Source organism: Streptomyces sp. NPDC014995 (assembly GCF_043080745.1).
Lineage (GTDB): Bacteria > Actinomycetota > Actinomycetes > Streptomycetales > Streptomycetaceae > Streptomyces.
In genome coordinates, this window is record NZ_JBIBVX010000013.1 from 158379 (window position 1) to 178644 (window position 20266).

Genomic DNA, 20266 nt, shown 5'->3' on the forward strand with positions numbered 1-20266 from the left:
GGGGCCGGTACGGATCCCCGCGAGGCCGCCCGGCGGAGGAGCCCGGTGGGTGTCCGCCGCCGCGCCGGGCGGGTTCGGGCGGCGCCGCCCGGGTGCCGGGGCGGGATCCCGGACGTCCTCCGGAACGGCGCCCCCGACGCCCGGGTGCCGGAAGGCGAGGAACCGGACGTCCCCGGAACGGCGCCCCCGACGCCCCGGGCGGCGGGGAGGCGGCTCGCCCCCTCAGCCCCCGTGCCCCAGCACCTTCTCCAGCGCGCCCAGCGCCGACCCCAGCTCCTCCGCGGTGATCGTCAACGGGGGTGCCAGCCGGATCGTCGAGCCGTGGGTGTCCTTCACCAGGACGCCCTCCGCCAGCAACCGCTCCCCGATCTCCCGCCCGGTGCCGACCGCCGGGTCCACGTCGACCCCCGCCCACAGTCCGCGAGAGCGGAAGCCGACGACGCCCCTGCCGACCAGCCCGGTCAGCCCGTCCCGCAGGGCGACGCCCAGCTCGGCCGCCCGTCGCTGGAACTCGCCCGTCTCCAGCAGCTCCACCACCGCCGTGCCGACCGCCGCCGCCAGCGGGTTCCCGCCGAACGTCGACCCGTGCTCGCCCGGCCGCAGCACCGACAGCACCTCCCGCCGGGCGACGACCGCCGACACCGGCACGATGCCGCCGCCCAGGGCCTTCCCCAGCAGCAGCACGTCGGGCACGACCCCCTCGTGCTCCACGGCCAGCGTGCGGCCCGTGCGGCCCAGGCCCGACTGGATCTCGTCCGCGACGAAGAGGCAGCCCCGGCGGCGGGTCAGCTCACGCACGCCCGCCAGATAGCCGTCGTCGGGAATCACGACGCCCGCCTCGCCCTGGATCGGCTCGATCAGCACCGCGGCCGTCGTCTCGTCGACCGCCGCCTCCAGTGCCGCCAGGTCGTTGTACGGCACGATCCGGAAGCCCGGCGTGAACGGACCGAATCCCTGCCGCGCCGTCTCGTCCGTCGAGAAGCTCACGATCGTCGTCGTTCGGCCGTGGAAGTTGTCCGCCGCCACCACGATCGTCGCCCGGTCGGCCGGGACGCCCTTCACCTCGTACGCCCACTTGCGGGCCACCTTGACGCCGCTCTCCACCGCCTCGGCGCCGGTGTTCATCGGCAGCACCATGTCCAGGCCCGTCAGCTCCGCGAGCCGCTCGGCGAACTCGGCGAGGCGGTCGTTGTGGAAGGCGCGGGAGGTGAGGGTCAGACGGTCCAGCTGGCGGTGGGCGGCCTCGATCAGCGCCGGATGCCGGTGGCCGAAGTTGAGGGCGGAGTAGCCGGCCAGCATGTCGAGGTAGCGGCGGCCCTCGACGTCCTCCACCCAGGTGCCCTCGGCGCGTGCGACGACCACGGGCAGCGGATGGTAGTTGTGCGCGAGGACGGGCTCCTCGGCCCGGATCAGGTCGGCGGAGGTACGCGTACGAGCGGGTGCGGTCATGAACGGATCTCCTGGGTGCAGCACTTGATGCCCCCGCCGGCCTTCTGGAACTCGGACAGGTCGACGGGGACGGGGACATAGCCGCGGTCGGCCAGGCGTGCGGCGAGCGCCTCCGCCCGGGGGGCGATGAAGACGTGACGGCCGTCGGAGACGGAGTTGAGCCCGAACGCCAGCGCGTCCTCGCGGGTCGCCAGGACCGCGTCCGGGTACAGACGCGCCAGCACCTCCCGGCTGCCCGGCGAGAACGCCTCCGGGTAGTACGAGACGTTCTCGTCGTCCAGGACGAACAGCGCCGTGTCGAGGTGGTAGAAGTGCGGGTCCACCAGCGTCAGGCTGATCACCGGGTGGCCGAAGAACTCCTGCACCTCGCGGTGCGCCTCCCGGCTGGTACGGAACCCGGTGCCGGCCAGCACGTACCGGCCCGTCCACACCAGGTCGCCCTCGCCCTCGCACACGGACTCGGGACGGTGGACGTCGTAGCCCGCCGCCTTGAACCAGGTGTCGTAGTGCACGGACTCGGGGCGCCGCTGCGGCGCGTGGAAGAGGGAGCCGAAGACACGGCCGTCCACGACGACCGCGGAGTTCGCGGCGAAGACCATGTCGGGGAGGCCGGGGGCCGGCTCGACGGCGTCGACGGTATGGCCGTGGGCGCGGTAGGCGCGGATCAGCGCCTGCCACTGCTCCCGCGCGAGGTCGACGTCGACGGGGGTGTCGGGATGCATCCAGGGATTGATCGCGTACTGAACGGCGAAGTGTCTGGGTTCACAGACCAGGAAGCGCCGGGAGTGCGGCACACGGCTGACGGGCACAGAGGGGTTCCTCCGCTTTTCCTGCGGTGTCGACTTGGGGTTGACATCACGGTAGAAAGCGACCGGTACGCCCGACAAGAAACCTTCGCTGCGTGTTCACGCAGGATCGCTGCGTAGTTTCGCCGCTCAGCGCACGTCTGCTGCGTCGTCCGGTGCCGCGTGGGTGGCGCCGGCCTCCGGACTCTCCGGCAGCAGGTGCGAGAGCACCATCACGCTGATCGTCTTCCGGATGAACGGCTCGACCCGGATCCGCTCCAGCACCTCCTCGAAGTGCTCCACGTCGCGCGCCCGCACGTGCAGCAGCGCGTCCGCGCCGCCCGTCACCGTCATCGCCGCGGTGATCTCCGGATGGTTGCGCACCACCTCCGCGAGCCGCCGCGGCGGCGCCGCGCCCTCGCAGTACACCTCCACGTACGCCTCCGTACGCCAGCCCAGCGCCGCCGGCTTCACCGTGGCCGTGAACCCGGTGATCACCCCGCTGTCCCGCAGCCGGTCCACCCGGCGCTTGACCGCCGTCGCCGACAGACCGATCGACGAGCCGATCTCGGCGAAGCTGGTCCTGGCGTTCGCCATCAGCGCGGTGAGGATCTTCCGGTCGAGTTCGTCGAACGGCGGCGGCGTGCTGTGCATGGCGGCACTGTATCCAGCGGGTTCGTCCCCGTCCGGCGATGTCCAGCCGCCCGGATCGCCCCTACACTCCACCTTCATGCTGCGCGCCCTCGCCGTCGACGACGAACGCCCCTCGCTGGAGGAGCTGCTCTACCTGCTCACCGCGGATCCCCGGATCGGCAGCGTGGAGGGCGCCGGTGACGCGACCGAGGCACTGCGCCGGATCAACCGCGCCCTGGAGTCCGGCCCCGAAGGCCCGGAGGCCATCGACGTCGTCTTCCTCGACATCCAGATGCCCGGCCTCGACGGCCTCGACCTGGCCCGGCTGCTCACCGGCTTCGCCCGCCCGCCGCTGGTCGTCTTCGTCACCGCCCACGAGGACTTCGCCGTCCAGGCCTTCGACCTCAAGGCCGTCGACTACGTCCTCAAACCCGTCCGCAAGGAACGCCTCGCCGAGGCGGTCCGCCGCGCCGCCGAACTGCGCGGCACGGCGCCCCGCATCCCGGTCCACGAGCCCGACCCGGACCAGATACCCGTCGAACTCGGCGGGGTGACCCGGTTCGTCGCCGTCGACGACATCACCCACGTCGAGGCCCAGGGCGACTACGCCCGGCTGCACACCGACCGCGGCAGCCACCTCGTACGGATCCCGCTCTCCACCCTGGAGGAGCGCTGGCGGGCCCGCGGCTTCGTCCGCATCCACCGCCGCCACCTCGTCGCCCTGCGCCACATAGGCGAGCTCCGCCTCGACGCGGGCACGGTCAGCGTCCTGGTCGGCGGCGAGGAACTCCAGGTCAGCCGCCGCCACGCCCGCGAACTGCGGGACCTGCTGATGAGGAGGCCGTGACGGTGCCGCACCAGGACCCCGCCGAGCGCCGCGTCGTCGTCACCGGCCCGCCCCGCCGCACCCGCCGCACCTCCGGCTACTACCGCCCGCGCACCGAGATCGACGAGCAGACCACCCTCGGCCACACCTACGTCCGCTCCCTCATGCGCACCCAGCTGCGCGCCGCCCTCACCGTCTTCGCCGTCCTGGCGCTCCTCATCGGCCCGCTGCCCCTGCTCTTCGCGGCGATGCCCGACGCCCACCGCCTGGAATGGGCCGTCCTCGGCTTCGGCCTCTACGCCCCGCTGGTCCTGCTCGCCCGCTGGTACGTCCGCCGCGCCGAACGCAACGAACGCGACCTCGTGCGCCTGGTCGAGGACCGATGAACTCCACGTTCGCCGTCCCCGCCGTCGCCCTCGTCGTCGTGGCGACCGTCCTCGTCGGCGCCTTCGGCCTGCGCATCTCCCGCACCACCTCCGACTTCTACGTCGCCTCCCGCACCGTCGGCCCCCGTCTCAACGCGGCCGCGATCAGCGGCGAGTACCTCTCGGCCGCCTCCTTCCTCGGCATCGCCGGCCTGGTCCTCGTCCAGGGTCCGGACATGCTCTGGTACCCGGTCGGCTACACCGCCGGATACCTGGTCCTGCTCCTGTTCGTCGCCGCTCCGCTGCGCCGCTCCGGCGCCTACACCCTCCCCGACTTCGCCGAGGCCCGTCTCGCCTCCCAGGCGGTACGACGGCTCGCCGGCGCCTTCGTCGTCGGCGTCGGCTGGCTCTACCTGCTGCCCCAGCTCCAGGGCGCCGGACTGACGCTGACCGTCCTCACCGGCGCCCCCGACACCCTCGGCGGACTCATCGTCGCCGTCGTCGTCACCGCGACCGTCGCCGCGGGCGGCATGCGCAGCATCACCTTCGTGCAGGCCTTCCAGTACTGGCTCAAACTCACCGCGCTCCTCGTCCCCGCCCTCTTCCTCATCCTCGCCTGGCAGGGCGACGGCGCGCCCCAGCAGGCGTTCCGGGAACCACCCGCCTTCCGCGAACAGCGCTCCGTCCGCGTCGACCACACCCTCGACCTCACACTGGACCGGCCCCTGACCGTGACCGTGACCGGCACGGTCGACGGCCGCCCGCACGAGGACGCCGAACTCCGCATCCCGGCCGGCACCCACCGCATCGACCGGGGCACCCGCCTCACCTTCCCGCAGGGCAGCGCCGTCCCCACCGCCGACCGCGGCAGCAACGGCGGCATGTCCACCTCCCTCGCCTCCGGCCGCGACGAACGCCCCCTGTACGCCACGTACGGGCTGATCCTCGCGACCTTCCTCGGCACCATGGGACTGCCGCACGTCGTCGTCCGCTTCTACACCAGCCCGCACGGCGTCGCCGCCCGCCGCACCACCGTCGCCGTCCTCGCCCTCATCGGCGGCTTCTACCTCCTCCCGCCCGTCTACGGCGCCCTCGGCCGCCTGTACGCCCCCGAGCTCGCCCTCACCGGCGACGCCGACGCCGCCGTCCTGCTCCTGCCCGACCGCGTGATCGGCGGCCTCGGCGGCGACCTGCTCGGCGCGCTGGTCGCCGGCGGCGCCTTCGCCGCGTTCCTGTCCACCGCGTCCGGGCTGACCATGGCCGTGGCGGGCGTGCTCACCCAGGACGTCCTGCCCTCGCGCGGCGTACGCCACTTCCGGCTCGGCACCGGCCTCGCGATGGTCGTGCCGCTCGCGGCGAGCGTGCTGGTGGGCGGGCTGCCGGTGGCCGACGCGGTGGGCCTCGCCTTCGCCGTGTCCGCGTCCTCCTTCTGCCCGCTGCTCGTCCTCGGCATCTGGTGGCGGCGCCTCACCCCGCCGGGCGCGGCCGCCGGGATGCTGGTGGGCGGCGGCTCCGCGTTCGTCGCGGTCGCCGCGACCATGGCGGGCCTGCCCGTGACGGGCACCGCGCACGCCCTGCTCGCCTGGCCCGCCCTGTGGTCCGTACCGCTGGGCTTCCTCACCATGGTCCTGGTGTCCCTGGCCACCCCGGGCCGGGTCCCGGCCGGGACGGCGGCGATCCTGGCGCGCTTCCACCTGCCGGAGGAACTGCGTGCCGAGGAACTGCGGGAGGTCAAGGCATGAGCGGCTTCCTGGCGGGCCTGTGCATCGCGATCCTCCCCTTCCTCGCCGTCGGCTTCTGGCTCGGCCGGCGCACCGCCCGCCCCGAGAACCGCGGCGGCCTCGGCACCCCCGTCGAGCACGCCACCTTCCAGACCCTGCACACCGCCTCCCTCGCGGCGCCCCCGCTGCGGGCCGGCCTGACGGAGGAGACGGCCCGCAAGTCGGCCCGCAGGCTGCGCACCCTCCTCGGCACGGACGCCCTGTGCCTGACCGACCGGCGAGAGGTCCTGGTCTGGGACGGGGTCGGCGCCCACCACCGCACCGAGATCATGGCCCGCCTGTCCGGCCCGCTGGAGACCGGCCGGGGCGAGGCCTTCCCGCTGACCTGCGGCGCCCCCGACTGCCCCGTCCGCTGGGCCGTGGTGGCCCCGCTCACCGTCGACGACCGTGTGCACGGCGCCCTCGTCGCCTGCGCGCCCCGCGAGTCCGCCGTCCTCGTCCGCGCCGCGGGGGAGGTGGCCCGCTGGGTGAGCGTCCAACTGGAGCTGGCCGACCTCGACCAGTCCCGCACCCGCCTCATCGAGGCCGAGATCAAGGCGCTGCGCGCCCAGATCTCCCCGCACTTCATCTTCAACTCGCTCGCGGTGATCGCGTCGTTCGTCCGCACCGACCCCGAACGCGCCCGTGAACTGCTCCTGGAGTTCGCCGACTTCACCCGCTACTCGTTCCGCCGGCACGGCGACTTCACCACGCTCGCCGACGAACTCCACGCCATCGACCACTACCTGGCGCTCGTCCGCGCCCGCTTCGGCGACCGCCTCTCCGTCACCCTGCAGATCGCCCCCGAGGTCCTCCCGGTCGCCCTGCCCTTCCTCTGCCTCCAGCCCCTGGTGGAGAACGCCGTCAAGCACGGACTGGAGGGCAAGGCCGACAAGTGCCACATCCAGATCACCGCCCAGGACACCGGCGCGGAGGCCCTCGTCGTCATCGAGGACGACGGCGCCGGCATGGACCCGGTCCTGCTGCGCCGCATCCTGGCGGGCGAGGTCAGCCCCTCCGGCGGCATCGGCCTGTCCAACGTCGACGACCGGCTCCGCCAGGTGTACGGCGACGACTACGGCCTCGTCATCGAGACCGCCCTCGGGGCGGGCATGAAGATCACCGCCCGGCTGCCGAAGTACCAGCCGGGGGTGCACTCGGCGGCGCGACTCAGGCCCGAGTAGACCTCGGGCCGCCGGGACCCAGGCCGTGCGGGCCTCAGGTCGTGGAGCCCCCGGGCCGTGCAGGCGTTGGGCCATGCGGATCTGGGGGCCGTGCGGATCTGGGAGCCGTGCGGATCTCAGGCCGTGCGGATCTCAGGTCGTGCGCATCATGACCAGCGTGAGTGTGATCAGCCCGAGCACGACCCAGCCGAACCACAGCCAGCCGTTGCTGCCGAGCGCCACCGTGTAGGCCGTCACCACCACGAGTCCGCCGAGGGTGAGCACCCCCATGGTCTTCGTGGAACCGTCCGTGGAACCGGGCATCGCGACACCCTCCTCCGGCACACCCTCCTCAGGGCGCGTCCCCCTCCATGGTGCCCCCGTTCTGCCTCCGCACGGCGCGGACGACGGAACACGTTGCGGACTGCCCGGCTCCGCCGCCGGTCCACGAGCCGGATGCGCACACCGTCGCGGCTCACCCGAACGGGTGAACCGACTCAGCCCCGGCGTCCGTTCAGCGAGGCCAGATAGGCGTTGTACGCCTCGAGCTCCTTGTCACCGTCCCGGTCGGCGGCCCGGTCCTCGCGCTTGGCCTGCCGCTGTTCGGAGCGGTACCACTGGAACAGCAGCGCGATCAGCACCAGGACCGACGGAATCTCACTGAACGCCCAGGCGATGCCGCCGGCCGCGTTCTGGTCGGCGAGCGCGTCGATGCCGAGGGAGGCGGGCGGGTTCCTGAACGACTCGACCATCGGCGTCGACGCCATCATCAGCGCGATACCGAAGAACGCGTGGAACGGCATGCCCGCGAACAGCTCCAGCATCCGGATCAGGTACCCCGGCCGGTGCGGCCCGGGGTCCACGCCGATGATCGGCCAGAAGAACACGACACCGACGGCGAGGAAGTGCACCATCATCGCGACGTGCCCCGTCCTGGAGCCCATCAGGAAGTCGAAGAGCGGGGTGAAGTACAGGGCGTACAGGCTCGCGATGAACAGCGGGATCGTGAACGCGGGGTGTGTGATCACCCGCATGTACCGGCTGTGCAGCAGCATCAGCAGCAGCTCACGCGGCCCCTTGCGGCCCTTCCCCGCGGTCGGCAGCGCGCGCAGCGCCAGCGTGACCGGGGCACCGAGCAGGACCAGGATCGGCGACAGCATGCTGATCACCATGTGCTGCACCATGTGCACGCTGAACATGACCATCCCGTAGTCGTTCAGCCTGGTGCACATCATCAGCGCCACGGTCAGCACGCCGGCCACGTACGACACGGTCCGCGCCACCGGCCACGCGTCCCCGCGCCGCCGCAACCGCACGACGCCCCAGGCGTACAGGCCCAGCCCCACCAGGCAGGCGACGAGGAAGAACGGGTCCGCCGACCACTGAAGACCCCGTCCCAGCGTGAACGGCGGCAGATCCATGGTCATGCCGTGCCCGCTGTGATCCATCCGCCGGCTCCTGATTCGTGGGGGGTTGTGCGTTTCCTGCCGCCCCAAGACTAGAACCGCCCCCGGCGACTCCTGTCACCGGGGGCGAGTGCACCTGCCCGGGGCGCGGGCGACCACACACGGCCCGCGCCCGCCGGACGGCCTAGAGCACGGTCTCCGCCTCCGCGTACCGCTCCGCCGGAACGGTCTTCAGCGTCTCCACGGCCTCCGCCAGCGACACCATGACGATGTCCGTCCCGCGCAGCGCCGTCATCATCCCGAACTCACCCCGGTGCACGGCCTCCACGGCGTGCCACCCGAACCGGGTGGCGAGGACACGGTCGTACGCGGTCGGCGTACCGCCCCGCTGCACATGCCCGAGGATCACGGGGCGGGCCTCCTTGCCGAGCCGGGACTCCAGCTCGATGGACAGCTGCCGCGCGATCCCGGCGAACCGCTCGTGCCCGTAGATGTCCTTGCCGCCCTCGTCGAAGGCCATGGTGCCGGGGGCCGGCTTGGCGCCCTCCGCCGCGACGACGATCGCGAACCGCTTCCCCGCCTCGAACCGCTCGCCCACCCGCCGGGCCAGCTCATCGATGTCGAAGGGCCGTTCCGGTACGACGATGGCGTGGGCGCCGGCCGCCATGCCGGAGTGCAGCGCTATCCAGCCGGTGTGGCGCCCCATGACCTCCACGACCAGCACCCGCTGGTGGGACTCGGCGGTGGTCTTCAGCCGGTCGAGGGCCTCCGTCGCCACCCCGACGGCCGTGTCGAAGCCGAAGGTGACGTCGGTGACCGCGATGTCGTTGTCGATGGTCTTCGGCACGCCCACGATCGGCAGGCCGCTGTCCGACATCAGCCGGGCGGCCTTGAGCGTGCCCTCACCGCCGATCGGGATGATCGCGTCGAGTCCGAGTTCCTCGACATGCCCGCGGGCCCGCTCCACACCGTCCCGCAGGTGCGAGGGCTGGACGCGGGAGGAGCCGAGGATCGTGCCGCCGCGGGCGAGGATGCCGCCCACCGCGTCGAGGTCGAGCTTGAGGTAGTCGCACTCCAGGAGGCCCTTCCAGCCGTCCCGGAAGCCGATGACCTCGTCGCCGTGGTCGGCGACGGCACGGTGCACGACGGACCGGATGACGGCGTTCAGGCCGGGGCAGTCGCCGCCGGACGTGAGGACACCAATGCGCATAGCCCGAACAACCTTCTTGACGTGGGCCGGGTCCGGACCACGTTGTCCGGCTCGATTCCCCGCCACCCTAGCGGCACCAGGGGGCGGGGCCGAAGCACACGTCCGCCTGCTGGACGTGCCCGCTCACCTGTGCGGACGCACCGTCAGACGGGCTGCTGACGGCACCCTGAAAATCAGGTGAACGTCCAGGTCGGGCAGGAAACCGCACAGCGACTGCCGCGCAGGCCGCCGCACCGTGATCACGCGGGCTGCTGCGCCGCCGCGATCCGCTCGTTGCGCAGCGCCTCGTACCAGCGGTCGTCGGTCGGCGGCAGCGCGTTCACGTCGAGCGCCAGCTTCAGCAGCAGGTCCGCGATGAGCGGGTTGCGGGCCAGCACCGGGCCGTGCATGTACGTGCCGAACACGGTGTCGTTGAACGCGCCCTCGGTGCCGTCGCCCGTGCCGTTGCCCCGGCCGATCTGGACCCGGGCCAGGGGGCGGGCGGTCGGGCCGAGGTGGGTGACGCCCTGGTGGTTCTCGAAGCCGGTCAGCGGCGGCAGACCCAGCCGCGGGTCGATGTCGGCGAGGACGTCGCCGACGCACCGCTCGCCCTCACCGCGGGTCGTGGTGACGTCGAGCAGGCCGAGGCCCGGCTGGCGCTGCCCCAGGTCGTTGACGAACTCGTGGCCCAGGATCTGGTAGCCGGCGCACACCGCGAACACGATCGCGCCGTTCTGCACCGCCTGGTACAGGTGCCCGTCGCGGCGCAGCCGCTCCGCCGCGAGCCGCTGCGGGCGGTCCTCGCCTCCGCCGATGAGGTAGATGTCGCCGGAGGTCGGGATCGGCTGGTCGCTGCGCACGTCGAGACGCGCCACGTCGAGGCCGCGCTGCCGTGCGCGGCGCTCCACGACCAGGACGTTGCCCTGGTCGCCGTAGGTGCTGAGCAGGTCCGGGTAGACCCAGACGACCCGCAGGCTGTTGTCGCTCATCAAGTGATCGTCCCTCGTGCTCAGTTGCCGACCCGGCGGCGCAGGTCCTGGAAGGCGGTGTAGTTCGCGATGACCTCGATCCGGCCCGGCGGGGCCATCTGCACGGCCTGGTCGACGCTCTCGCACACCTGGAAGTGCTGGTTGGCCACCTCCAGACGCACCGCGAGGTCCAGCTTGCGGTCGCCGATGACGAAGATCGGGTGGCCGGTCAGGCGGGTGTAGTCGACGTCCCACAGCCAGGAGGTGTCGGTGCCGTCGGCGCCGCGCGCGTTCACCGACAGGATGACCGGGGTGGGCGGCGGATCGATCAGGCTGAACGTTTCGAGCCAGCCCGCCGGGTTCTTCGCGAGCAGCAGCCGCAGGTCGCGCTGCATGAACTGGACGACGTCGTAGCGTCCGGCGACGGCCTGCACCTGGTACATGCGCTCCAGCGCCACCTGTGGCGGCACCCCGAAGACGGCGGCCACGGCGGCCGAGGAGGCGGCGTTGGCCTTGTTGGCGCGGCCCGGCAGCTGGAGGTGGATCGGCCAGGCGGAGCCGTGCGGGTCGAGGACGTGGTCGCCGGAGAGCGCCCAGCTCGGCGTGGGCCGGCGGAAGCCGCACTCGCCGCAGAACCAGTCGTCGCCCGGACGCTGCATCACGCCGCCGCAGGACGGGCAGGACCAGGCGTCGTCCTTCCACATCTGGCCGGCGGCGACCCAGATCACGTTGGGGGAGGAGGACGCGGCCCACACCACCAGCGGGTCGTCGGCGTTGGCGACGATGACGGCCTTGGAACCGGCCAGCCCCTCGCGCCAGTTCTCCGCGAGCATGCGGGTCTCGGCGGCCCGGTCGAGCTGGTCGCGGGAGAGGTTGAGCAGGGCGATGCACTTGGGGGCGGTGTCGCGGGCCACGCCCGCCAGGTACTTCTCGTCGACCTCGATGACGCCGTATCTGGCGTCCGAACCGCCTGCCAGGGCCGAGGTGATGCCGGCCGGCATGTTGGCGCCGAGCGCGTTGGAGACCACGGGTCCCGCGGCGCGCAGCGCCTCCGCGATGAGACGGGTGGTCGTCGTCTTGCCGTTGGTCGCCGACACGAGGACGACGTCCAGGTTCTGGGCGAGCCGGGCAAGGAGGTCGGGGTCGAGTTTCAGCGCCACCCGGCCGCCGATCACCGAACCGCTGCCGCGCCCAGCGGCACGCGACGCCGCAGCGACCGCCTTGCCCGCGGTCACGGCGATCTTGGCCCGCGGCGTGAGCGGGTCCGAGTTGCCTGCCATCAGTTCTCGATCCTCCTTGCGTACGCGCCGCGCCTGAAGCCTGACGGCAACGTGGTAGGTGGTCAGCCTATCGAGATCCATTCGCACTCCCGAATCCCGGCACCGCCTCACGCTGCGTACGGCATGCGCGTGTCAGAAAGGACCGTACCCTTGCCGCCATGCGACACGGCTCCATCCCGGGCGCCCACGGGCAGGTCCGGCCTCTCACTCTGCTCGGTGACCCCGTCCTGCGGGAACCCTGCCGCGAGGTCACCGGCTTCGGCCCCGAACTCGCCCGCCTCGTCGAGGACATGTTCGCCACGATGTACGCGGCCCAGGGCGTCGGCCTGGCCGCCAACCAGGTGGGGGAGGCCCTGCGGGTGTTCGTGTACGACTGCCCCGACGACGAGGACGTCCGGCATCTGGGACACGTCGTCAACCCGCGCCTGGTGGAGGCGGACGGGCTCGTCGTCCGAGGCCCGGAGGGCTGCCTGTCCCTGCCAGGCCTGGAGGCGGGGACGGAGCGCCACGACCACGCGGTGGTCGAGGGCTTCACGGTGACGGGCGAACCGGTGACGGTCCACGGCACCGGATTCTTTGCCAGGTGCTTGCAACACGAGTGCGATCACCTGGAGGGCAGGGTGTACGCCGACCACCTGACCGGCTGGCGACGGCGCAAACTGATGCGCCAGGCGGCGCGCGCCTCGTGGGCCAGGACCGGGTCGCTCACCTAGAGGGCGCGTCAGGGTGCGGCTCCACCGCGTGGCCGCGGCCGGTCCCGCGAGGCCGCACCCGGCACACCACCCTCAGAACCCGGGGCCGCCCATCTTGTCCCCCGCGGCCGCGAGCCGCCCCCACAGCAGGTCGGCGAGGCTGCGCACCAGCTCGGCCCGCGAACACGGCCGCTCCCCGAGCCACCAGTCCCCGGCCGCGTGCATCATCCCGACGATCCCGTGCCCCCACACCCGGGCCAGCTGCTGACTCCCGGGCCCGAGATCCAGCCGCTCCTCGATGACCTGGGCCAGCTCCTCGCCCATCCGCCGCAGCAGCGGGGCGCTGTGCTTACCCACGTCGAAGCCCTGATCCCCGCCCTGCCCGCCCTCGGAGGGATGCATCAGGAACCGGTAGACCTGGGGCCGGGCCTCGATGGCCGCGAGGTAGGTGTCGAGGGTCGCCTCGACCCGCTCCCGACGCTCGGCGGGGGCGTCCAGTGCCGCCCGCAGCGAATCCAGCAGAGCGTCCGTGTGGCGTTTGGCGAGAGCCGCGTACAGTCCTCCCTTGTCGCCGAAGTGGCGGTAGAGGATCGGCTTGGTGATGCCGGCCTCCGCGGCGATCGCGTTCATCGACGCCTGGGGCCCGTCCCGGAGCACCACTCGGTCCGCGGCCTCCAGCAGCTCGCGCCGTCGGCGGTCGGCGGACCGCTGCTGCTCGGTCCGCTGCGTGGTGTCCATGTGCTCTCCCCACCCGTGCTGATTCGGTGACGCCTGCGCAAACTAGCACCTGACAGCGGTCCGAGATCGAACGGGCTGCCGAGGTGTCATCAGGAGTTGACTTTTCCTACCGGCGGGTAACAGACTCGGGTTACCGCTAGTAACACGCACTGCCGCTGGAGGGGACATGGCCGAGTTCACCATGGAGCTCAACGACGAACAGAAGGAGGTCCGGGACTGGCTGCACGGCTTCGCCGCCGACGTCATCCGCCCCGCGGCCGCCGAATGGGACGAGCGTGAGGAGACTCCCTGGCCGGTCATCCAGGAGGCCGCGAAGGTCGGCATCTACTCCCTCGACTTCTACGCCCAGCAGTACTTCGACCCCACCGGCCTCGGTATCCCGATGGCCATGGAGGAGCTGTTCTGGGGTGACGCGGGCATCGCCCTCTCCATCGTAGGCACCGGCCTGGCCGCCGTGGGCGTCCTCGCCAACGGCACCGAGGAGCAGATCGGCACCTGGATCCCGCAGATGTACGGCGACGCCAACGATGTCAAGGTCGCCGCGTTCTGCTCCTCCGAGCCCGACGCCGGCTCGGACGTCGCCTCCCTGCGCACGCGCGCCGTGTACGACGAGGCCAAGGACGAGTGGGTGATCAACGGCACGAAGACGTGGGCCACCAACGGCGGCATCGCCAACGTCCACGTGGTCGTCGCGGTCGTCGACCCCGAGCTGGGCTCCAAGGGGCACGCGTCCTTCATCGTCCCGCCGAACACGCCCGGTCTCGCCCAGGGCCAGAAGTTCAAGAAGCACGGCATCCGCGCCTCGCACACCGCCGAGGTGATCCTCGACAACGTGCGCGTCCCCGGTTCCTGCCTGCTCGGCGGCAAGGAGAAGCTGGACGAGCGGCTGGCGCGGGCCAGGGAGCGGGCCAAGTCGGGCGGTGAGCGGGTGAAGAACGCGGCGATGGCCACGTTCGAGGCGAGCCGCCCCGCGGTGGGAGCCATGGCGGTGGGGACGGCCCGCGCCGCCTACGAGGTCGCCCTCGACTACGCCAGGACGCGGGAGCAGTTCGGGCGGCCGATCATCGACAACCAGGGTGTGGCCTTCCAACTCGCCGACATGCGCACGTCCATCGACGCGGCGCGCCTGCTGGTCTGGCGTGCCTCCTGGATGGCGATCAACGGGAAGCCGTTCACCGCGGCGGAGGGCTCGATGTCCAAGCTCTTCGCAAGCGAGACGGCGAAGAAGGTCACCGCTCAGGCGATCCAGATCCTCGGCGGCAACGGCTACACGCGGGAGTACCCGGTCGAGCGGATGCACCGGGACGCGGCGATCTACACGATCTTCGAGGGGACGAGCGAGATCCAGCGGTTGGTGATCGCCCGGACCCTGTCGGGGATGCCGATCCGGTAACGCGCCCGACGGTCGCGGGCGGCCGGTCGCGCCGTTCCCCGCGCCCCCGAGGTGGGTCCACCGCACCCGCCGAAAGGGACGCGGTGAACGGCGCGACCAGCCACGACGCACCCGCACCCGGCGACGAACCGGACCTCTTACGGCGCCCCGCCGCTGCTGTGGGCGATGCACGCCACGTCGATCCGGTCGGCCAGTTTCGCGAGCTCGATGGTCAGCGCAGCGACGGTGTCCTCGTCCAGCCCCTCCGCCCCGGCCTCGACGAGATGCAGCCACCGGCCGCCCAGCGTCCGCAGCAGCTTGCTCACGTCGGCCGCGGCCACCTGCAAGTGCCCGCGGTCGTCGACGATCAGAGGCAGAGTCACTTCGCGGTTCACAGACGGGATCGTAGCCGTGGAAGGGTCACGCACCGTGCCAAACGGTGGTGATGTTGCAGAACTCCCTGATTCCGTGCCCGGACAGCTCACGGCCGTAGCCCGACCGCTTGACCCCGCCGAACGGGAACGCCGGGTGGGACGCCGTCATGCCGTTGACGTACACGCCGCCCGCCTCCAGATCCCGTACGAAACGGTCGACCTCGGCCTCGTCGCGCGTCCAGACGTTGGAACTCAGGCCGAACGGCGTGTCGTTGGCGATGAGGACCGCCTCGTCCAGGTCGGCGGCCCGGTACAGCGTCGCCACGGGGCCGAAGGCCTCCTCGCGGTGGATGCGCATCTCGCGGGTGACACCGGCCAGGACGGTCGGCGGGTAGTACCAGCCGGGCCGGTCCGGCCGTTCGCCGCCGCACAGCACGCTCGCGCCGCCGCGCCTGGCGTCGTCCACCAGCTCCTCCAGGTCACCGCGCCCGCGCTCGCTGGCCAGCGGACCGATCTCGGTGTCCTCCTCCAGCGGATCGCCGATCTTCAGCGCCTTCATCCCCTCGGTGAAGCGCTCGGCGAACCGGTCGTACACGTCCGTATGGACGATGAACCGCTTGGCGGCGATGCAGGACTGCCCGTTGTTCTGCACGCGCGCCGTCACCGCGACCTCGGCGGCCCGGTCGACGTCCGCGGACGGCATGACCACGTACGGGTCGCTGCCGCCCAGTTCCAGCACCGTCTTCTTGATCATCTGGCTGGCGGTGGAGGCGACCGCGCGGCCCGCGGGCTCGCTGCCGGTGAGGGTGGCCGCCTTGATCCGCTCGTCGCGCAGGAGGTCGTCGACCGCGCCGGAGCCGATGAGCAGGGTCTGGAAGCAGCCCTCCGGGAAGCCCGCCCGGTGGAACAGGTCCTCCAGGTAGAGCGCGGTCTGGGGGACGTTCGAGGCGTGCTTGAGCAGGCCCACGTTCCCCGCCATCAGCGCGGGCGCGGCGAATCGGACCACCTGCCACAGCGGGAAGTTCCACGGCATCACCGCGAGCACCGGCCCCATCGGCCGGTAGCGGACCAGGGCGCGGGAGGCGCCGGAGTCCTTCACATCGGCCTCGGACGGCTCCTCGTCGGCGAGCAGCGCTTCGGCGTGCCCGGCGTACCAGCGCATCGCCTTGGCGCACTTCGCGGCCTCCGCCCGCGCCTGCCTGACCGGCTTGCCCATCTCGGTGGTCATCACCCGGGCGATCTGCGGCCCCTCCTCGTCGAGGAGGTCGGCGGCCCGGTTCAGCAGCCGGGCGCGCTCGGCGAACGCCGTGGTGCGATACGTGCGGAACGTGGCCTGCGCGAGCTGGAGCCGGCGTCCGAGCTCCTCCTCGCCCATGGCCTCGTACGTCTTGAGCGTCTCGCCGTTCGCCGGGTTCACCGTTGCGATGGGCATGACCGACCTCCTGGAAACTGGCTGTGCTTCGACCTTCGCGCGCCGTGCCGAGCCCCGCAACGCGACGCGTCCGCTCAGCCCGAGTGCTCCGCCAGCCGGTCGAGAAACGCCGTCTGGGCCCGCACGATCACCTCGCGCGCCCGGTCCAGGCCGTACCAGGCGACCCGGTCCAGCTCGGGGAACTCCTGGGTCCGTCCGGAGCGCGGCGGCCACTCCATGACGAACGTGCCCGGCTCGATCGCCGCCGGATCGAAGTCCGCCTCGACCGCCCACGCCGTGACGATCTTGCCGTTCGCCTGCCGGACCTCCCCGAGCGCGACCGCCTCGCCGTCCGGCGGCGCGACCCCCAGCTCCTCCTGGAACTCGCGGCGGGCGGCCTCCCAGGCGGGCTCGTCGGGTTCGTACTCGCCCTTCGGCACGGTCCACGCTCCGGCGTCCTTGCGCGCGAAGAACGGGCCACCCATATGTCCCAGCAACACCTCCAGGCCGCCGTCGCCGTGCCGGAACAACAGCAGGCCCGCGCTGTGCCCGGCCGTCACGGCCGCACCTCCGGGTGGGCGGCGAGCAGCGTCTCCACGGTGTCCGCCTCCTCGGGGCGCTTGTCCTCGCGGTAGCGGACGACCCGGGCGAAGCGGAGGGTGACGCCGGCCGGGTAGCGGGTGGAGCGCTGAAGGCCGTCGTAGGCGATCTCGACGACGAGTTCGGGGCGTACGGTCACCACCCAGCCGTCGTCCTCGACGGCCAGCTCCCGCAGGCGCTCGGTCTGCCAGGTGAGCATCGCGTCGGTCATGCCCTTGAAGGTCTTGCCGAGCATGGCGAAGCCGCCGTCGGCGGTGCGGGCGCCGAGGTGCAGGTTGGACAGCTTGCCGGTGCGCCGCCCATGGCCCCGCTCGGCGGCCAGGACCACCAGGTCGAGCGTGTGCACGGGCTTGACCTTCAGCCAGGACGCGCCGCGCCGGCCCGCGCTGTACGGCGCGTCGAGGGACTTCACGACCACGCCCTCATGCCCGCGCAGCAGGGTTTCCTCGAGGAACTCCTCGGCTGCCGGAAGGTCCTCCGCACCGGAGACGACCGTGCGCCGCACCCGCATCGGCTCGGGCACCAGCCGGGCCAGCTCCGCGTGGCGTTCGCCGAAGGACAGGTCGAGCAGGTCCCGGTCGTCCACCGACAGCGCGTCGAAGAAGACGGGCGAGACGGGCACCGCCCGGGCGGCCGTCGCCACGTCCACCCGGGAGCCGACACGGCCCGCCGTCTCCTGGAAGGAGCGGGGCCTGCCGGTGTCGTCGAAGGCGATGACCTCGCCGTCCAGGATGAACCGCTCACCCCTCAACTCCAGCGCCACGGAGCTCAGTTCGGGCAGGCGGTCGGTGATGTCGTCGAGGGTGCGGGTGTAGATCCGTACGCTGTCGCCGTCCCGGTGGACCTGGACGCGGATGCCGTCCAGCTTCTCCTCGACCGCGCAGGCGCCCAGCTTGCCGACCGCCTCGGTCACCGAGGACGCGGTGTGGGCGAGCATCGGCAGGACCGGGCGGCCGACGGTGAGCCGGAACCGGTCCAGGGCCGCCGGCCCGTCCGCGAGCAGCGCCCGCGCCACCGTCTGCAGCGAGCCGGCCAGCATCACCGCCCGCCGCACGTCCGTCGAGGGCGCCCCGGTCGCCTCGGCCAGCCCCTCCACCGCGACCGCGTCCAGCGCGCCCTGCCGGACCTCGCCGGTGATCAGCCCGAGCAGGAAGCGCTGCTCGTCCGCGGTGGCCGCGCCCATCAACTCCCCGACCAGGCGGGCCCGTTCGGCCTGTGAGCCGGGGCCCGCCACCGTGCCGAGCTCGGTGAGCCGGGCGTCCACCTCGCGCACGGTCAGATTCGGCGCGTCGGCCGGGGTGACCGGGCGGCCCAGCACCTTCCAGCCGATGCCGAGCCGGCCCTGGGGGAGCCGTCCGGCCAGGTAGGGGATGACGATCGGTACGTCGTCCGCCTCCGCGTCCCGGAAGAGCTCGGCGAGCAGAGCGATCTTGCGGGAGCGCGCCGAGGTGGCGGCGACCTCCCGGGACACGTCGGCGAGCCGGGTCAGCAGCATGCAGCCATGGTGCATCGCCGGCGCGCCGACTACACCTGGGCGGTCCTCTCCGCGCCCTGGACCGCCGCGTCCAGATCGCTCATCAGCAGCTCCGCGTTGATCGCGGCCCCCGCCCGGTAACCGCGGCTCGCCGAGTTGATCACCTGCTCGGCGAAGCCGGAGGCGTTGCCCGCCGCCCACAGCCCGGGGACGGTCGTCAGGCCCCTGGCGTCGACCACGGGGTAGGTGCCGAAGGGGGTCTCGTCCATCTCGGCGCCCAGCCGGCGCAGCAGGTCGGTCCGCGGAACCGCCCGGGGCGCGACGAACAGGGTCTCGCGGGCGTGGACGGTGCCGTCCGTGAGCCGGACGCCGGTGATCCGGTCGTCCTCGACGACGACTCCGGCCACCTCGCCGGGCACCACGTCGACCCCGGCGGCGGCGAGCCGGCGCAGGTCCTCGTCGGACAGTTCCTCCTCGGCGACCGTGTGCAGGAAGAACGTCACGTCCTTCGACCACTGGGTCACCATCAGGGCCTGGTGCACGCTCAGCGGGCTCGTCGCGAGCACACCGAAGGCCTGGTCGCGCACCTCCCAGCCGTGGCAGTAGGGGCAGTGCACCACGTCCCGGCCGAAGCGCGCGGCGAGGCCCTCGACCGGTGGCAGCTCGTCCCTCAGGCCGGTGGCGACCACGAGCTGCCGGGCGTGGACGGTCCGCCCTCCCCCAGAGGGGGTACCCCCAGCGAGCCGCACGGCGAAGTCCTCGCCCTTCGTGGCGTCGACCGCCCGGTCGCGGACCAGTTCCACGCCGTAGCGGGCGATCTCCGCGCGGCCCACCGCAAGGAACTCGGCGGGCGGCATCCCGTCCCGGGACAGGTAGCCCTGCATGTGGGCGGCGGGCGCGTTGCGCGGCTCGCCCGCGTCCACCACCAGGGTGCGGCGCCGGGCCCGGCCCAGGACGAGGGCGGCGGACAGGCCCGCGGCTCCGCCGCCGATCACGATCACTTCGTAACGGTCGGTCGCTCCGTGGTTCTCGGTCATGTGTGACCACCTCCACGGGCACGGTCGCCCCTCCCCTGCGGCATTGACAAACGTGTTTGCCGAAACTGCAATGGATCCCATGAGTGACGACGACATGGACGAGGTCCTCGCGGAAGTCGGCCCGCGGCTGCGGCGGATCCGCAAGGAGCGGGGCGCGACGCTGGCCGGGCTGTCCGAGGCGACCGGTATCTCGGTGAGCACGCTGTCCCGGCTGGAGTCGGGCCTGCGCAGGCCCAGCCTGGAACTGCTGCTGCCGATCGCACGGGCCCACGAGGTGGCGCTGGACGAACTGGTGGGTGCCCCGTCGGTGCGCGATCCGCGGGTGCGGGCCGAGCCGATCGTGCGGCACGGTCGCACCCACTGGCCGCTGACCCGGCAGCCCGGCGGCCTCCAGGCCTTCAAGGTGCTCGAACCGCAGCGCAGGCAGGAACCGGACCCGCGCACCCATGAGGGCTACGAGTGGCTGTACGTGCTGTCCGGGCGGCTGCGGCTGGTGCTGGGCGACCACGACGTGGTGCTGACGGCGGGGGAGGCGGCCGAGTTCGACACCCGGGTGCCGCACTGGTTCGGCTCGACGGGGGAGGGGCCGGCGGAGTTCCTCAGTCTGTTCGGTCCGCAGGGGGAGCGGATGCATGTGCGGGCGCGGCCCAAGCGGTCGTGACGTACCCGACTGTTCCCTGATCGGCAAGCGACCGCTTAGTATGCGATCGACCCCGGTCAGACGACGCAGTCCCGTGGAGGCTC

General features: G+C 72.3%; 21 protein-coding genes. 7 read left to right on the forward strand and 14 right to left on the reverse strand.

The window, feature by feature from the left end; translation table 11 throughout:
• Positions 1 to 222 precede the first annotated feature (222 nt).
• The 3 genes from rocD to ACF1A1_RS25860 form a co-directional block, all read right to left on the reverse strand.
• Positions 223 to 1449, reverse strand: a complete 1227-nt coding sequence (gene rocD / locus ACF1A1_RS25850) for an ornithine--oxo-acid transaminase (protein ID WP_392003121.1) — start codon at positions 1447 to 1449, stop codon at positions 223 to 225.
• On the reverse strand, positions 1446 to 2258 hold the full coding sequence (ddaH, locus tag ACF1A1_RS25855) for a dimethylargininase (RefSeq protein ID WP_392003122.1): 813 nt from the start codon (positions 2256 to 2258) through the stop codon (positions 1446 to 1448). Before ddaH ends, rocD begins: the two co-directional genes overlap by 4 nt.
• Positions 2259 to 2384: 126 nt before the next feature.
• Positions 2385 to 2888 (reverse strand): Lrp/AsnC family transcriptional regulator, encoded by a 504-nt coding sequence (locus tag ACF1A1_RS25860; RefSeq protein WP_392003124.1) that lies wholly within the window; start codon positions 2886 to 2888, stop codon positions 2385 to 2387.
• A 76-nt stretch (positions 2889 to 2964) separates the two neighbouring features.
• Here ACF1A1_RS25860 and ACF1A1_RS25865 point away from each other — a divergent pair, with 76 nt between their 5' ends.
• The 4 genes from ACF1A1_RS25865 to ACF1A1_RS25880 are packed head-to-tail and all read left to right on the forward strand — an operon-like array spanning position 2965 to position 7002.
• Positions 2965 to 3714: a LytR/AlgR family response regulator transcription factor gene (locus ACF1A1_RS25865; protein WP_392003126.1), complete on the forward strand. Its 750-nt coding sequence runs from the start codon at positions 2965 to 2967 to the stop codon at positions 3712 to 3714.
• A complete protein-coding gene (locus tag ACF1A1_RS25870; protein ID WP_392003128.1) occupies positions 3711 to 4079 on the forward strand; it encodes a hypothetical protein in 369 nt (122 codons plus the stop codon). Before ACF1A1_RS25865 ends, ACF1A1_RS25870 begins: the two co-directional genes overlap by 4 nt.
• Entirely contained in the window at positions 4076 to 5800 is a 1725-nt protein-coding gene (locus ACF1A1_RS25875; RefSeq protein ID WP_392003129.1) for a cation acetate symporter, read from the forward strand. The genes ACF1A1_RS25870 and ACF1A1_RS25875 overlap by 4 nt, the downstream gene beginning before the upstream one ends.
• Entirely contained in the window at positions 5797 to 7002 is a 1206-nt protein-coding gene (locus ACF1A1_RS25880) for a sensor histidine kinase (RefSeq protein ID WP_392003131.1), read from the forward strand. The genes ACF1A1_RS25875 and ACF1A1_RS25880 overlap by 4 nt, the downstream gene beginning before the upstream one ends.
• Before the next feature lie 132 nt (positions 7003 to 7134).
• Here the strand turns inward: ACF1A1_RS25880 and ACF1A1_RS25885 are convergent, their stop codons facing one another.
• The 5 genes from ACF1A1_RS25885 to ACF1A1_RS25905 all read right to left on the reverse strand — a co-directional run bounded on the left by ACF1A1_RS25885 (position 7135) and on the right by ACF1A1_RS25905 (position 11824).
• Positions 7135 to 7305, reverse strand: coding sequence for a hypothetical protein (locus tag ACF1A1_RS25885; protein ID WP_392003133.1), 171 nt, complete (start codon positions 7303 to 7305; stop codon positions 7135 to 7137).
• 173 nt (positions 7306 to 7478) lie between these two features.
• A complete protein-coding gene (locus ACF1A1_RS25890) occupies positions 7479 to 8429 on the reverse strand; it encodes a cytochrome c oxidase assembly protein (protein WP_392003134.1) in 951 nt (316 codons plus the stop codon).
• A gap of 142 nt (positions 8430 to 8571) precedes the next feature.
• On the reverse strand, positions 8572 to 9597 hold the full coding sequence (locus tag ACF1A1_RS25895) for a 6-phosphofructokinase (RefSeq protein ID WP_392003135.1): 1026 nt from the start codon (positions 9595 to 9597) through the stop codon (positions 8572 to 8574).
• Between the two features lie 239 nt (positions 9598 to 9836).
• Complete coding sequence (locus tag ACF1A1_RS25900; RefSeq protein WP_392003137.1) at positions 9837 to 10565, reverse strand: type 1 glutamine amidotransferase; 729 nt, start codon at positions 10563 to 10565, stop codon at positions 9837 to 9839.
• Positions 10566 to 10585: 20 nt separating this feature from the next.
• Positions 10586 to 11824 (reverse strand): MurT ligase domain-containing protein, encoded by a 1239-nt coding sequence (locus ACF1A1_RS25905; RefSeq protein WP_392003138.1) that lies wholly within the window; start codon positions 11822 to 11824, stop codon positions 10586 to 10588.
• A 158-nt stretch (positions 11825 to 11982) separates the two neighbouring features.
• Between ACF1A1_RS25905 and def the strand changes: the two genes are divergently transcribed.
• Complete coding sequence (gene def / locus ACF1A1_RS25910) at positions 11983 to 12537, forward strand: peptide deformylase (protein WP_392003140.1); 555 nt, start codon at positions 11983 to 11985, stop codon at positions 12535 to 12537.
• A gap of 72 nt (positions 12538 to 12609) precedes the next feature.
• On the opposite strand, the gene ACF1A1_RS25915 is transcribed toward def, so the two are convergent.
• Entirely contained in the window at positions 12610 to 13254 is a 645-nt protein-coding gene (locus tag ACF1A1_RS25915; RefSeq protein ID WP_392003142.1) for a TetR family transcriptional regulator, read from the reverse strand.
• A gap of 166 nt (positions 13255 to 13420) precedes the next feature.
• Between ACF1A1_RS25915 and ACF1A1_RS25920 the strand changes: the two genes are divergently transcribed.
• Positions 13421 to 14647, forward strand: a complete 1227-nt coding sequence (locus ACF1A1_RS25920) for an acyl-CoA dehydrogenase family protein (RefSeq protein WP_392003144.1) — start codon at positions 13421 to 13423, stop codon at positions 14645 to 14647.
• 137 nt (positions 14648 to 14784) lie between these two features.
• Here the strand turns inward: ACF1A1_RS25920 and ACF1A1_RS25925 are convergent, their stop codons facing one another.
• The 5 genes from ACF1A1_RS25925 to ACF1A1_RS25945 form a co-directional block, all read right to left on the reverse strand.
• The gene (locus tag ACF1A1_RS25925; RefSeq protein WP_392003146.1) at positions 14785 to 15021 is read right to left on the reverse strand and encodes a DUF6213 family protein; all 237 of its coding nucleotides are present in this window, start codon (positions 15019 to 15021) and stop codon (positions 14785 to 14787) included.
• 25 nt (positions 15022 to 15046) lie between these two features.
• Positions 15047 to 16432 (reverse strand): NADP-dependent succinic semialdehyde dehydrogenase, encoded by a 1386-nt coding sequence (locus ACF1A1_RS25930; protein WP_392003147.1) that lies wholly within the window; start codon positions 16430 to 16432, stop codon positions 15047 to 15049.
• Positions 16433 to 16506: 74 nt separating this feature from the next.
• On the reverse strand, positions 16507 to 16971 hold the full coding sequence (locus ACF1A1_RS25935) for an NUDIX domain-containing protein (RefSeq protein WP_392003149.1): 465 nt from the start codon (positions 16969 to 16971) through the stop codon (positions 16507 to 16509).
• Positions 16968 to 18506 (reverse strand): ATP-dependent DNA ligase, encoded by a 1539-nt coding sequence (locus ACF1A1_RS25940; RefSeq protein ID WP_392003151.1) that lies wholly within the window; start codon positions 18504 to 18506, stop codon positions 16968 to 16970. The genes ACF1A1_RS25935 and ACF1A1_RS25940 overlap by 4 nt, the downstream gene beginning before the upstream one ends.
• A 29-nt stretch (positions 18507 to 18535) precedes the next feature.
• The gene (locus ACF1A1_RS25945; protein ID WP_392003152.1) at positions 18536 to 19522 is read right to left on the reverse strand and encodes an NAD(P)/FAD-dependent oxidoreductase; all 987 of its coding nucleotides are present in this window, start codon (positions 19520 to 19522) and stop codon (positions 18536 to 18538) included.
• 79 nt (positions 19523 to 19601) lie between these two features.
• On the opposite strand from ACF1A1_RS25945, the gene ACF1A1_RS25950 reads away from it, so the two are divergent.
• A complete protein-coding gene (locus ACF1A1_RS25950; RefSeq protein WP_392003154.1) occupies positions 19602 to 20183 on the forward strand; it encodes a helix-turn-helix domain-containing protein in 582 nt (193 codons plus the stop codon).
• Positions 20184 to 20266 lie beyond the last annotated feature (83 nt).

Coding starts and splice junctions, on each gene's coding strand:
- rocD (WP_392003121.1), bottom strand. CDS start 1,449: ATGACCGCACCCGCTCGTACGCGTACCTCCGCCGACCTGATCCGGGCC.
- ACF1A1_RS25860 (WP_392003124.1), bottom strand. CDS start 2,888: ATGCACAGCACGCCGCCGCCGTTCGACGAACTCGACCGGAAGATCCTC.
- ACF1A1_RS25865 (WP_392003126.1), top strand. CDS start 2,965: ATGCTGCGCGCCCTCGCCGTCGACGACGAACGCCCCTCGCTGGAGGAG.
- ACF1A1_RS25875 (WP_392003129.1), top strand. CDS start 4,076: ATGAACTCCACGTTCGCCGTCCCCGCCGTCGCCCTCGTCGTCGTGGCG.
- ACF1A1_RS25880 (WP_392003131.1), top strand. CDS start 5,797: ATGAGCGGCTTCCTGGCGGGCCTGTGCATCGCGATCCTCCCCTTCCTC.
- ACF1A1_RS25885 (WP_392003133.1), bottom strand. CDS start 7,305: ATGCCCGGTTCCACGGACGGTTCCACGAAGACCATGGGGGTGCTCACC.
- ACF1A1_RS25890 (WP_392003134.1), bottom strand. CDS start 8,429: ATGGATCACAGCGGGCACGGCATGACCATGGATCTGCCGCCGTTCACG.
- ACF1A1_RS25895 (WP_392003135.1), bottom strand. CDS start 9,597: ATGCGCATTGGTGTCCTCACGTCCGGCGGCGACTGCCCCGGCCTGAAC.
- ACF1A1_RS25900 (WP_392003137.1), bottom strand. CDS start 10,565: ATGAGCGACAACAGCCTGCGGGTCGTCTGGGTCTACCCGGACCTGCTC.
- ACF1A1_RS25905 (WP_392003138.1), bottom strand. CDS start 11,824: ATGGCAGGCAACTCGGACCCGCTCACGCCGCGGGCCAAGATCGCCGTG.
- def (WP_392003140.1), top strand. CDS start 11,983: ATGCGACACGGCTCCATCCCGGGCGCCCACGGGCAGGTCCGGCCTCTC.
- ACF1A1_RS25915 (WP_392003142.1), bottom strand. CDS start 13,254: ATGGACACCACGCAGCGGACCGAGCAGCAGCGGTCCGCCGACCGCCGA.
- ACF1A1_RS25920 (WP_392003144.1), top strand. CDS start 13,421: ATGGCCGAGTTCACCATGGAGCTCAACGACGAACAGAAGGAGGTCCGG.
- ACF1A1_RS25930 (WP_392003147.1), bottom strand. CDS start 16,432: ATGCCCATCGCAACGGTGAACCCGGCGAACGGCGAGACGCTCAAGACG.
- ACF1A1_RS25940 (WP_392003151.1), bottom strand. CDS start 18,506: ATGCTGCTGACCCGGCTCGCCGACGTGTCCCGGGAGGTCGCCGCCACC.
- ACF1A1_RS25945 (WP_392003152.1), bottom strand. CDS start 19,522: ATGACCGAGAACCACGGAGCGACCGACCGTTACGAAGTGATCGTGATC.
- ACF1A1_RS25950 (WP_392003154.1), top strand. CDS start 19,602: ATGAGTGACGACGACATGGACGAGGTCCTCGCGGAAGTCGGCCCGCGG.